11 protein-coding genes and 7 tRNA genes are annotated in these 12381 nt (G+C 56.4%); all 18 read left to right on the forward strand.

Annotated features, from left to right (window positions below; genetic code table 11):
- Nucleotides 1–117: 117 nt before the first annotated feature.
- The 18 genes from HOP44_RS10310 (at nucleotide 118) to hisB (ending at nucleotide 12380) form a co-directional block, all read left to right on the forward strand.
- Nucleotides 118–191 (forward strand) — tRNA-Met (locus HOP44_RS10310).
- 23 nt (nucleotides 192–214) lie between these two features.
- Nucleotides 215–290 (forward strand) — tRNA-Val (locus tag HOP44_RS10315).
- 6 nt (nucleotides 291–296) lie between these two features.
- Nucleotides 297–372 (forward strand) — tRNA-Thr (locus HOP44_RS10320).
- A gap of 13 nt (nucleotides 373–385) precedes the next feature.
- Nucleotides 386–461 (forward strand) — tRNA-Asp (locus HOP44_RS10325).
- Nucleotides 462–493: 32 nt separating this feature from the next.
- Nucleotides 494–566 (forward strand) — tRNA-Phe (locus HOP44_RS10330).
- A 12-nt stretch (nucleotides 567–578) separates the two neighbouring features.
- Nucleotides 579–663: transfer RNA gene (locus HOP44_RS10335), tRNA-Tyr, on the forward strand.
- A gap of 12 nt (nucleotides 664–675) precedes the next feature.
- A tRNA-Lys gene (locus HOP44_RS10340) sits at nucleotides 676–748 on the forward strand.
- A gap of 95 nt (nucleotides 749–843) precedes the next feature.
- Nucleotides 844–2001, forward strand: coding sequence for a PucR family transcriptional regulator (locus tag HOP44_RS10345; protein WP_172253060.1), 1158 nt, complete (start codon nucleotides 844–846; stop codon nucleotides 1999–2001).
- Between the two features lie 119 nt (nucleotides 2002–2120).
- Nucleotides 2121–3257: an ABC transporter ATP-binding protein gene (locus HOP44_RS10350; protein ID WP_172253062.1), complete on the forward strand. Its 1137-nt coding sequence runs from the start codon at nucleotides 2121–2123 to the stop codon at nucleotides 3255–3257.
- A gap of 170 nt (nucleotides 3258–3427) precedes the next feature.
- Nucleotides 3428–4366 carry an HPr(Ser) kinase/phosphatase gene (hprK, locus tag HOP44_RS10355; RefSeq protein ID WP_172198204.1) on the forward strand — a complete coding sequence of 313 codons (939 nt, stop codon included), beginning with the start codon at nucleotides 3428–3430 and terminating at the stop codon, nucleotides 4364–4366.
- Nucleotides 4367–4428: 62 nt separating this feature from the next.
- A complete protein-coding gene (gene lgt / locus HOP44_RS10360; RefSeq protein WP_172253064.1) occupies nucleotides 4429–5505 on the forward strand; it encodes a prolipoprotein diacylglyceryl transferase in 1077 nt (358 codons plus the stop codon).
- A 7-nt stretch (nucleotides 5506–5512) separates the two neighbouring features.
- Complete coding sequence (gene ppaX, locus HOP44_RS10365) at nucleotides 5513–6166, forward strand: pyrophosphatase PpaX (protein ID WP_172253066.1); 654 nt, start codon at nucleotides 5513–5515, stop codon at nucleotides 6164–6166.
- Nucleotides 6163–6654, forward strand: a complete 492-nt coding sequence (locus tag HOP44_RS10370) for an acyltransferase (protein ID WP_172253068.1) — start codon at nucleotides 6163–6165, stop codon at nucleotides 6652–6654. The genes ppaX and HOP44_RS10370 overlap by 4 nt, the downstream gene beginning before the upstream one ends.
- Before the next feature lie 220 nt (nucleotides 6655–6874).
- A complete protein-coding gene (locus HOP44_RS10375) occupies nucleotides 6875–8089 on the forward strand; it encodes an acyltransferase (RefSeq protein ID WP_172253070.1) in 1215 nt (404 codons plus the stop codon).
- Nucleotides 8090–8475: 386 nt separating this feature from the next.
- Nucleotides 8476–9660, forward strand: a complete 1185-nt coding sequence (locus tag HOP44_RS10380; protein WP_172253072.1) for an ATP phosphoribosyltransferase regulatory subunit — start codon at nucleotides 8476–8478, stop codon at nucleotides 9658–9660.
- A 116-nt stretch (nucleotides 9661–9776) separates the two neighbouring features.
- On the forward strand, nucleotides 9777–10421 hold the full coding sequence (gene hisG / locus HOP44_RS10385) for an ATP phosphoribosyltransferase (RefSeq protein ID WP_172253074.1): 645 nt from the start codon (nucleotides 9777–9779) through the stop codon (nucleotides 10419–10421).
- 31 nt (nucleotides 10422–10452) lie between these two features.
- A complete protein-coding gene (hisD, locus tag HOP44_RS10390) occupies nucleotides 10453–11775 on the forward strand; it encodes a histidinol dehydrogenase (RefSeq protein WP_172253076.1) in 1323 nt (440 codons plus the stop codon).
- A complete protein-coding gene (gene hisB / locus HOP44_RS10395; RefSeq protein WP_172253078.1) occupies nucleotides 11772–12380 on the forward strand; it encodes an imidazoleglycerol-phosphate dehydratase HisB in 609 nt (202 codons plus the stop codon). Before hisD ends, hisB begins: the two co-directional genes overlap by 4 nt.
- Nucleotide 12381: the final 1 nt, after the last annotated feature.

Below are 12381 nucleotides of genomic sequence, written 5' to 3' on the forward strand. Positions count from 1 at the left end.
GGCTATAAGGGGACCCTCTGCTAAGGGGTTAGACTGCGTTAGCGGTGCGAGGGTTCGAATCCCTCTCTCTCCGCCATTCCCTTCATTATAATAGAAGGAAAATGGCACATGTAATATGGCGGTGTAGCTCAGCTGGCTAGAGCGTACGGTTCATACCCGTGAGGTCGGGGGTTCGATCCCCTCCGCCGCTATCTTTATCTTTCTTTATTCCCATGGAGGCTTAGCTCAGCTGGGAGAGCATCTGCCTTACAAGCAGAGGGTCGGGGGTTCGAGCCCCTCAGCCTCCACCATCATATGCCGGTGTAGCTCAATTGGTAGAGCAACTGACTTGTAATCAGTAGGTTGGGGGTTCAAGTCCTCTCGCCGGCACCATTTAAATTGGTCTGGAACCGTGGTGTAGGGGTTAACATGCCTGCCTGTCACGCAGGAGATCGCGGGTTCAAATCCCGTCGGTTCCGCCATTTTAATTTTACAACTGGTTTTTATAGAGTATGGCTCGGTAGCTCAGTCGGTAGAGCAAAGGACTGAAAATCCTTGTGTCGGCGGTTCGATTCCGTCCCGAGCCATCTTTGTATTGTGGAGGCTTAGCGAAGTGGCCAAACGCAGCAGACTGTAAATCTGTTCTCTCCGAGTTCGGTGGTTCGAATCCATCAGCCTCCACCAGTTTTTTTGTAAGAGCCATTAGCTCAGTTGGTAGAGCACCTGACTTTTAATCAGGGTGTCGAAGGTTCGAGTCCTTCATGGCTCATCAAGAAGCCGTGTTCCGTTTTTAACGGGATGCGGCTTTTTTGCGTATTCGGGCTTATGTTAAGATAAAAGAAAACAGGTGTTGGAGGGCAGGCTATGAATGTGCGGGAAATCCGGAGGCGGCTGGAATCGATCGTCGGAAAACCGGTAGAGCTGATCGAGATCACGGAAGCGGAACGGCAAAACCTGCTGGAGCTATCCGGCGCGAAGAGCGAATCGGGAATCGGCGATGGAGCCGCGCCGGCAAAGTACGAAGTTCTGCGGCAGGGCGGGATATATGCCGGAGCCACCTGGTTTTTTTTGAGAAACGAAGAAAGCGAAAAGTCGGGTTCCGGCAAGCCGGTCGCTTTTCGAATCGCGAGTGTAGACCTGGAGCCCTCTGTACGCGAGCTGATTGCGCTGCTTGTCCAGACGTCGGTATCGGACACGGAAGCATCGAAACTTCCGGAGAAAGAAACCGAAGTGCAGCAGCTGGGCCGCTGGTTGGCCGATCGGTTGGAATTGGGAGAATCGCCGCATGAACTGCCCGATAGACTTCAGCTGAAAAGCCGTCTTTTTACGGAGCTGATTCCTTTTCTGCTGATCTGTGAAGGGGCCCAGAACTCTCTTGGAGGCTACGAAGAACTTCAGCAGCTGCTGTCTACCTTTTTGGAAAGGGAAGTTCTGGTGGTGCCGCTGCGCGGACGGGAATGGCTGCTGCTTGTCGACCGTCTCGACGTATTGGAAGTCTCCGAAGAGCGGAATGAAGAAGAAGAATCGGATCGCGAGCTGCTGGAGGCATTCGGGCTTGGTCTGTACGAACTGATCGCGAGCGAATGGACGGGAATCTTCAACCTGTCGGTCTCCGAACCGCTGCAGCCGGCACACGGACTTGTTCCGGCGCTTCGGGTGCTCCGGGAGAGCGTCTTCTTGGGGAAAACGTTCCATGTGACGCGTCATGTGCATCTGCCGTGGGAATTGGGATTGGAGCGGCTCGTCTACAGTATTCCGGCGGAGCGCAGGGAGCAGTTCATGGAACAAATCGAAGGGCGCGCTTTCGTATTGGGGGACAGCGAGACGTTGACGACGCTGGAGACTTTTTTTCGGATGAACTGCAATGTGAGCGAAACGGCCAAGCATTTGTATATCCATCGCAATACGCTGATCTACCGTCTGGACAAGGTAAAGCAGGAGACCGGACTCGATGTTCGGAACTTCAATGATGCCGTTTCCATGAAGCTGGCTCTGCTATTGGATAAAGTGACAAAAGACTGAGCGGATTTTTGTGCAGTTTGCGAATAGCCAGGAAAGCGTATTCAGGGTAAGATGGGAACAGTTAAAAGAAAGCAGCTCAGCTTCATACACATATCCTCAATATAGGGAGGCAACACTCAATGGCTGGTGTACGCTTAGAACATATTTATAAGAAATACGCAGGTTCCGACAAAGCAACGGTAATCGACGTTAACCTTGATATCAAAGACAAAGAATTTCTCGTTCTCGTCGGTCCTTCCGGCTGCGGTAAATCGACAACACTGCGGATGATCGCAGGCCTCGAAGAAATTTCCGAAGGCAAACTGTACATCGGCGACCGTGTCGTCAACGACGTCGCTCCAAAAGACCGCGACATCGCGATGGTATTCCAATCCTACGCCCTCTACCCGCACATGGACGTATACTCGAACATGGCGTTTGGCCTGAAACTGCGTAAAGTCAAAAAAGACGAAATCGAGAGACGCGTTCGCGAAGCGGCGAAGATTCTCGACATCGAGCATCTGCTCGAGCGTAAACCTAAAGCACTCTCCGGCGGTCAACGTCAGCGGGTTGCCCTGGGACGCGCAATCGTCCGGGATCCGCAGGTCTTCCTGATGGATGAACCTCTTTCCAACTTGGATGCCAAACTGCGCGGTCAAATGCGTGCGGAAATCACCAAACTAGTTAAGCGTCTTGAAACAACCTGCATTTACGTAACGCACGATCAGATCGAAGCCATGACCATGGGCGATCGCATCGTCGTTATGAAAGACGGCATCATCCAACAGGCAGCTCCGCCGGAAGAACTGTACAACAATCCGACGAACATTTTCGTTGCCGGATTTATCGGTTCCCCAACGATGAACTTTATCAACGGCAAGCTGGTTGACCAAGGTGGAGTTCTGCGCTTCCAGGCAAACAACATGGACGTAGAAGTACCACGCGGCCAGGCTCAAGTCCTGCGCGACAAATCGATGGTTGGCAAAGAAGTCATCCTGGGTCTTCGTCCGGAAGATATTCATGAAGAGCCGGTATTCCTGGAAGCTTCGCCGAACACGATCTTCACATCCAACGTTGAAGTTACCGAGAACCTCGGTCACGAAATGCTGCTGTACCTGAGCGGCCTCGGCGCTGACACGACAATCGCCCGGGTAGACGGACGTTCGAGCGTGCGTGAAGGTTCGCAAGTCAAACTTGCTATCGACATGAACAAAGTTCATATCTTTGACAGAGAAACGGAAGTCAACGTCTTCTACGACGCAAAACAATTCCGCTAAACTGTTCCAGCAAGTCGATCGGGCCGTCCTTCGGGGCGGCTTTTTCGTTTGGAACGGCGGGTAAGGAGCATTGCTTTCAACGTGCATTTCCTTTACGATGAGTAAGATAGCGTTTAAAAGGCGGTAGACCATTCCATATCAGAACGACCATGAGAAGGGAAGAATACGCAATGGCTAAAAAGGTAAAAGTAGCCGAGCTGGTGCAGCAGTTTCAGTTCGAGGTCGTAGCGGGCGAGAAAGGGCTGCGTCGTCCGATCGTTGTCGACGATCTGAATCGGCCGGGGCTCGAAATGGCCGGATATTTTGAATATCATTCGCCGGAGCGGGTTCAGCTGTTGGGCAAAACCGAGCTGACTTTTTATCATATGCTCTCGAAAGAAGACAAGCTGGACCGGATGAGCAGGCTCTGCAGCGAAGAGACGCCGTGCATTATTGTCACCCGGTCTTTTGACGTGCCGGAAGAGCTGATTCAGATCGGTGAAGAACGCGATATTCCCATTCTGCGGAGCGGGATGTCGACGACGAGTCTGGGCAGCCGCGTAACCGGTTTCCTGGAGCGTAAGCTGGCTCCGACGACGACCATCCACGGCGTTCTGGTGGATGTGTACGGCGTAGGCATCATTATTACGGGCAGCAGCGGTATCGGCAAAAGCGAGACGGCTCTGGAACTTGTCAAACGCGGTCACCGACTGATTGCCGATGATGCGGTGGAGATTCGTCAGAGCGCCGATAACCAGCTCGACGGTACCGCACCGGAACTGATTCGGCACCTGCTCGAAATCCGCGGGGTCGGCATTATCAACGTGATGACCTTGTTTGGCGCGGGAGCGATCCGCAATCACAAACGCATCACACTGGTGGTCCGTCTCGAGAACTGGCAGCCGGACAAACAGTATGACCGTCTGGGGCTCGATGAGGAGACGACGCGTATTATCGATACCGATGTACCGCTTGTAACGGTTCCGGTACGTCCCGGTCGAAATCTGGCCGTAATCATCGAAGTGGCGGCGATGAACTTCCGCTTGAAACGTATGGGCTACAATGCGGCGCAGCAGTTTACGCACAAGTTGACCGCGACGATCGATAACGATGCGGACGATCTGGATTAGGGTGTTGAGCGAATCCGATAAATTTAATATTTGATGCGGTCAACGCACGAGGAGGAACAAGAATGGGTGCATTACTGGCGATCAATCCGATCGCTTTTAACCTCGGTCCGCTGGCCGTGCACTGGTACGGGTTGATTCTCGGACTCGGCGCCGTAGTCGGCATGCTTATCGCCATGCGCGAAGGCAAACGTTTCGGACTGCCGCAGGAACTCTTTATGGATATCCTGCTGTTCGGCGTTCCGTCGGCTATTATCTGTGCGCGGCTGTACTATGTAGCGTTCCAATGGGACCAGTACAAAGAAAATCCGCTGAAGATTTTTGCGATTTGGGAAGGCGGAATCGCCATTTACGGAGCGCTGATCGGCGCCGTAATCTGTGCGGTCATCTACACGCGTATCAAAGGGTACAGTTTCTGGCGTATCGCCGATCTCTGCGCGCCGGGCCTGCTGGCCGGCCAGCTGATCGGACGCTGGGGCAACTTCGTCAACCAGGAAGCCTACGGCGGCGAAGTCAGCGAAAGTTTCCTGCGCAATACGCTGCATCTGCCTGACTTTATCGTGAACCAGATGAATATCGCAGGTGTATTTCATCATCCGACGTTCCTCTACGAATCGTGTTGGAATTTGCTCGGCATCCTTCTGATCTTCGTGATTCGCCGCCGTAAATTCGTGCGTGCCGGCGAGATCTTTATCGGCTACTTTATCTGGTATGCGATCGGCCGCTTCTTCATTGAAGCACTGCGTACCGACAGTCTGGCCTTCCAGGGACCGAACTGGCTGGCCTCGCTGATTCACGGGATGTGGACGCCGATGACCTGGTTCGGTTTCGAAGAAGGGTACCTGGATGCGGCGTACGGCAACGTACGTATTTCGCAGCTGGTGGCGATTTTGTTCTTTGTGATTGCCGTCGTTCTGATTATTGTGCGGCGCAAGAACGGACAAGCCAATATCCGCTATTCCGACCCGATCGTATCGTCGAAGTTCTCGACCGCTCCTGCGGCGACAGACGAACGCCATCGCGTGGAAGGCGCTCACGAAGCCGAGAGCAGGGATACCCAACCGCTCGCCCATATGAACCGCAAGCCGTCGGGTTCTACCGACGCAGCGCCTCCGGGCGAAGATCCTTTGCGCAAGGAGTGAAGTCAGCATGAATTCGACGATCCAAACCGTACTGTTCGATCTGGACGGTACGATTATCGATACCAACCAGCTTATCATCGACTCCTTCATGAATGCGGTGACCGGTACTCCGCTGACACGCGAGACGATCATTCCGCATATGGGAACAACCCTGCAGCACCAGCTGCGCGTCTTCTCGGGTCTTGAGGATGTACGCGAACTGGAACAGGCTTACCGCAAATACAATCTGGCCCACCACGATTCGATGGTCAAGCCGTTCCCGCATGTGCAGCAGGTCGTTCGCGGCCTGCACGAAGCGGGGATCCGGCTGGGGGTCGTGACGACCAAGATCCGGCCGACCACCATGAAAGTGCTTGAGATGTTCGACTTGTACCGGTACATGGATGCGGTAGTCACCGTGACGGATGTGACCCATCCGAAGCCGCATGCCGAACCGGTGCTGATGGCGCTGGAGAAGATGGGCATGGATCCTTCGACGGCTCTGATGGTAGGCGACAGCCCGGCGGATATCCAATCGGCGCAGAACGCCGGTGTCCGCGCGGCTGCCGTAGCCTGGTCGCTCAAGGGAGCAGAAGCGCTGTCGGCGTACAAACCGGATTTCATGTTGCATGATATGCGGGACCTCTACGAAGTGACCGGCATCGGGCGGAGAGAAGCATGAGAAAGACGGAGCGACGTTTCGTCGAAGACGGTCCGAATGCGCTGCGTCAGATCTACAAGACGGTCAGTCCCTGGAAAGGCGTCAAAAACTTTGTTTTTATCCAAATTGCCCGGTACTGCCCGATTCTCGAACTGAAAAACTGGATTTACCGCCGTATCCTCCACATGAACGTGGGCCAGGATACGGCTTTCGGACTTATGGTTATGGTCGATGTCTTTTTTCCGGAAAAGATTACGATTGGACGCAATACGGTGATCGGCTACAATACCACAATCCTGGCGCACGAGTACCTGATTCGCGAATATCGGCTCGGCGAAGTGGTGATCGGGGACGAAGTGATGATCGGGGCCAACTCGACGATTCTGCCCGGGGTGACGATCGGCGACGGCGCGGTCGTGGCGGCCGGATCCGTCGTCCATCGGGACGTCGAAGCGGGGACTTTCGTGGGCGGGAATCCGCTGCGGATCATTGAACGGAAAAACCCTTGATTTTGCCCGATCGAGCAGCCTGCCCGCTTAGTGTTCGTTGAAAATTCCCGAAAAAAGGGATAAAAAGGACGGGTTAGGGGTATAATTCGAAGGGAGCGTACAGTGGGAGGCGCTTGAGCCGTCCCGCTTTTCGTTTCGAAATCGAGGCCTTTGCGGGCCGAAAGATCAACCGGGGGCCGGGATTTTTGCAGCCGGACAGCCGGGGAAGGGAGCAATCGAGTTGAGTTCTGTTTCAATCAAAAGAGAGCGGCTGCCGCAGTTGGACACGTTTCGCGCGCTCGCCATTCTGGGGGTACTGCATGTACACGCCACTTCTCTCGCAACGGTGGAATCGGTCAATCTGAAAGCTTTTTATCTGATCAATGTCATTAACGTATTTTTTCGGTACGGGACGCCTTCGTTCATTATGCTGAGCAGCTTCGTGCTGTTCTACAACTACTTCAACCGTCCGATGGACGGCAAGTTGGTCGGAGGGTTCTACAAAAAGCGTCTGCTCTACATTCTGCTGCCTTATGTCCTGTTCTCGGCCATCTATTTCATCTATAAGATGCATGTGGCGGGAACGCTTGGGACAAGTGTGGAAACCTACGGAGAAATGCTGGCTCGCTACTGGAAAAACCTCAAGGAAGGCACGGCGTATACGCATCTGTATTTCGTGTACATCAGTGTGCAGTTCTATATTCTGTTCCCGCTGATGCTAATGCTGTTCAAATCGTCCAAATGGTTTGTACGCTGGGCGATTCCGATCGGACTTGCGCTGCAATGGGCCTTCGTGATCTGGAACAAATACGAGTGGCAGTATCAGAGCAAAGGAAGTCTCGCGATTACATACTTATCCTATTATATGATCGGTGCCGTTCTGGCGATTCACTTCGATAAGGTGCGCGGCTGGTTGATGAAAGATCCGAAGAACCTGCCTTTTAAAGGCTGGTTCTTGAACGGTCTGCTTTGGGTGTCGTGGGCTGCGGTCACCGCCGCCCATATCTGGTTCTACCAGCAGGTGCGCTTGAACGGGTTGATCGTCGATACGCTCTGGTACGAGCTGCTGTGGAATCTGCATACGATGCTGACGGCGCTTGTGCTGATGCGGGCTTCGTTCGTTCTGTATCGCAAAGCGCCGAAATGGCTGATCAAGACGCTGACCCGGCTCGGAGAGCTGTCTTTTGCCATCTATCTGGCGCATCCGCTTGTACTCGGGTATTACCGGGATACGAAAGACTGGTTCTTCAGCCAGGTGCAGATGGGGTCGCTCACGTACTTTGTCTGGGTCTACGGAGGATTGATCTGTGCGCTTGGAGTCTCCTGGATCCTGACGCAGGCGATTCTGCGCTGGATTCCGGGAGCTTGGGTGCTGCTGGGGAATGTACCTTCTTCACTGCGCAAAAAGAAGACGGGTCCGTCCGCGCCCGCTTCGGCTTCCAACCGCAGCGTGTGAGCGGGGGCCGGTGAGGCCGCAAACGCCCGGTTCCTCTGCCAATGGGGAAGAAACGGAACGGCAGAGTGCCGTCCGCTTCCCGGCTGTACGAAGACGCGAAAGGCTCTTTCCTGTTCGGACGGGAAAGGGCCTTTTTGCGGTACGGTTTTTCGGGCCGATTTTGACGTTCGGACGTTGACTCGACCGCCGGGCAAATGCTAATATAGTCGTACGCTTTATTTTACTACCATGTTATCACTGTACCACAGTAAAGTATCTGAATATATGAATCTATCCGGCTGAAGGACGGACCGCTTCCGATTGCGGTTGCCCGGCGGCGGGCTTTCCGATATGGTGAATAGGATTAAGGGTAAACCGTAATAAACGAACTCACAGAGGTGAAAACAATGTCCAAACCGAAAGGCTTTGAAAAACCGGTCGGCGTGCGCGATTATCTGCCGCGTGCGACGAGAAGGCTGCGCCGGATCGAACGCAGCGTGCTCGACTGCATGGCCAACTGGGGCTATGATCCGATCAAAACGCCTACCTTGGAATATTACGATACGGTAGGGATTGCAAGCTCGACCCCGGACCGCAAACTTTACAAGCTGCTGAGCAGCCGCGGACAGACGCTTGTTCTGCGTTCGGACATGACGGCGCCGATTGCGCGCGTCGCCTCGTCCCTGCTGCGTGAAGAACCGCTGCCGCTGCGTTTGTCGTACCATGCGAATGTGTTCCGCGCGATCGAAGAAGAAGCGGGCCGCGAAGCGGAATTTTTCCAGACGGGCGTCGAGCTTGTCGGAGACCGTTCGCCGGAAGCGGATGCGGAAGTCATTGCGCTTGCGATTGCTTCGCTGCAGGCGGCGGGCGTGAAAACGTTCAAGTTCGCGATGGGACATGTCGGCTTCCTGAACGGGCTGTTCGACGAAGCGCTGCCGGATCGCACCGATGCGCAGCAGGCGCTGAAAGAGCGGCTGCTGCATCGCGATTATGTGGGTTTCCGCGAGACCACGGAGTCGCTGGGTCTCAAACGCGAGCAGCAGGAAGAGCTCGAAGGACTGCTGCGCCTGCGCGGCGGAGTCGAGGTCTGCGAGCAGGCGGCCGGTCTGAGCGGCCATACGCTTGCGCTGGAGTCGCTGACGCACCTGCGCAGCGTCTGGGAAGCGCTGGTCGACTACGGCGTGTCGCAGCATGTTCTGATCGATCTGACGATGATCGGAGATTTCTCGTATTATACGGGCATGGTATTCGAAGGCTATGCGGCGGAACTCGGTTTCCCCGTCTGCAGCGGCGGCCGTTACGACAATCTGCTGCGGCAGTTCGGCCGCGATGTTCCGGCAACGGGCTTCGCGCTCAAGACGACGCGTATCCTTGACGGCGTAGACGATCCGGCCGGCGAAGAAGAACGCCCGGCGCTGATCGTGTACGAAGCGAACCGCCGCGCGGAAGCGCTGGCCGAAGCCGGACGGATCCGCGCGGAAGGCGGGGCGGCGGTCACGCGCCTTGCGGCGGAGAACGCCGAAAGCGGGAACGAGAGCGGCCGCTACAGCCGGGTGCTGCATTTTGCGGGGGAGAATTCGCCCGTCCAGTAAGCGGCAGCCCCTGCCGCAAAGCGGCTTCATTTGAATGGAACCGGAAAGATCGTCGCCGACGACAACCGGATGCTTGCTTATAGAAAAAGAACCTTGGACAAGAGGAGGAGAGAAGCATGGGAGAAGTGCTGAAAGTGGCGATGCCGAAAGGCCGCATCTACAAAAAAGCCGCGCAGCTGTTCCGCGAAGCGGGCATCGTCATTCCGGACGATGTGGATGACTCGCGCCGGCTGGTCATTCCGATTCCGGAAGCGAATATGGAATTCATTATGGCGAAGCCGGTCGACGTGCCGACTTATGTCGAATACGGCGTAGCCGATATCGGAATCGTCGGCAAGGACGTGCTGCTCGAAGAAAACCGCGACGTGTACGAACTGTTGGATCTGGGCATCGCCCGCTGCCGCATGTCGGTCATCGCGCTGCCGGACCGGCAGCCGGGTATCCATCTGCGGGTGGCGACCAAGTATCCGAACGTGGCGGCGCGCTATTTCCGCGAGCAGGGCGAGCAGGTCGAAGTGATCAAGCTGAACGGCTCGATCGAGCTGGCCCCGCTGATCGGCCTGGCCGACCGGATCGTCGATATGGTCGAGACGGGACAGACGCTCAAGGATAACGGACTGGTGGAACTGGAGAGCATCTTCGGCATTACGAGCCGCCTGATCGCGAACCGGGTCAGCTACCGGATGAAGAACGACGCGATCCAGCGGCTGTGCGACAAGCTGGAGAAGGTCATGCCGGGTGCCGGAGCGGCCAAGGCTTAGAACGGACAATGAAGAAGCGGGAGGAACAACCATGAAGATCGTACAGGCGGAACAGTTCGATCTGCGCCGGGACGTGGAATACGGTTCGGAAGAGCAGGTCGCGATCGTCAAGCGGATCGTCGGCGACATCAAGTCGGAAGGCGACGCGGCGCTGCTGCGCTATACGGAGAGCCTTGACCGGACCAAGCTCGAAGCTTCGCAGCTGCGCGTCACGGACGCGGAGCTGCAGGCGGCCTACGGCCGGGTCGAGCCGTCCTTTATCGAAGCGATCGCGGCGGCGGCCGCGAATATCCGCGCTTTCCACGAACGGCAGAAGCGCAATTCCTGGATGGACCTGCAGCCGGACGGCAGCCTGCTGGGACAGATCATCCGGCCGCTGCGCCGGGTAGGCGTCTACGTGCCGGGCGGCAAAGCCGCCTACCCGTCTTCCGTGCTGATGAACGTCATTCCCGCCCAGGTGGCGGGCGTGCCGGAGATCGTCATGGTCACGCCGCCGGCAACGGGCGGCCGCGAAGGGATCGACCCGTACATTCTCGTCGCAGCCGCGGAAGCGGGCGTGACCGAGATGTACCGCGTCGGCGGTGCGCAGGCGATCGCGGCGCTGGCCTACGGCACGGACAGTATCGAGCGGGTCGATAAGATCTGCGGACCGGGCAATATCTACGTCGCGCTGGCCAAGCGCGAAGTGTACGGGCTGGTCGATATCGACAGTCTGGCCGGCCCGAGCGAGATCGTCGTCCTGGCGGACGAGACGGCCGATCCGGAATATGTGGCGGCCGACCTGCTGTCGCAGGCGGAGCACGACGAACTGGCTTCGGCCATTCTCGTGACGACGTCGCAGCGGCTGGCGGAATACGTCTCCGCCGAAGTAGAACGCCAGCTGTCCCTGCTGCCGCGCGAAAATATCGCGCGGGCTTCGATCGAAAACTACGGCGCGATCATCGTGACCGAGAGCCTCGAAGAAGGCATCGCCGTGGTGAACCGGCTGGCGCCGGAACATCTGGAAGTGATGGTGCAGAATCCGGTCGATTACCTGGGCCTGATCGAGAACGCGGGTGCGATCTTCCTCGGTCCGTACAGTTCGGAGCCGGTCGGCGATTACTTCGCCGGACCGAACCATATCATTCCGACGAACGGCACGGCGCGGTTCGCTTCGCCGGTCGACGTGGACGACTTTATCAAAAAATCGAGTTTGATCCAATACAGCAAGCAGGCGCTTCTCGCCAATGCCGCGACGATCATGGAGCTGGCACGCCGGGAAGGTCTGGAAGGCCACGCTCGCGCGATCGAAGTGCGGGTGAACAAAGAAGGCGCGCCGAATTCAACAGACGAGAAAGCGGGGATACAGGGATGACGGAAGCCAATCAGGCAGGAACGCGGAGCGCAAGCATCGCGCGCAAAACGAACGAGACGGACATCAAGCTGTCGTTCGGAATCGACGGAACCGGCGTATCGGAAATTTCGACGGGGGTTCCTTTTCTCAACCATATGCTCGATCTGTTCGCGAAACACGGCCAATTCGACCTGAAGGTCGACGCGGACGGGGACATCGAGATCGACGATCACCACACGGTCGAAGATATCGGCATCTGCCTGGGCGGAACGCTGCTGGAATCGCTCGGCGACAAACGCGGTATCAAGCGCTATGCCAGCGTATTCGTGCCGATGGACGAAGCGCTCGCCCAGGTTATCATCGATATAAGCGGCCGCCCGCACTTCGAGTACCGCGCGGAATATCCGTCGAATCTGGTCGGTACTTTTTCCACGGAGATGGTGCACGAGTTCCTGTGGAAGTTCGCGCTGGAATCGCGCATCACGCTGCACGTCATCGTGCACTACGGCCGCAATACGCACCATATGATCGAAGCGGTGTTCAAGGCGCTCGGACGCGCGCTCGACGAAGCGACTTCGATCGATCCGCGCGTGACCGGGGTGCCCTCGACGAAGGGAGTGCTGTAAC

The organism is Saccharibacillus deserti, from assembly GCF_013618475.1.
In the GTDB taxonomy this organism is placed as follows: Bacteria; Bacillota; Bacilli; order Paenibacillales; family Paenibacillaceae; genus Saccharibacillus; species Saccharibacillus deserti.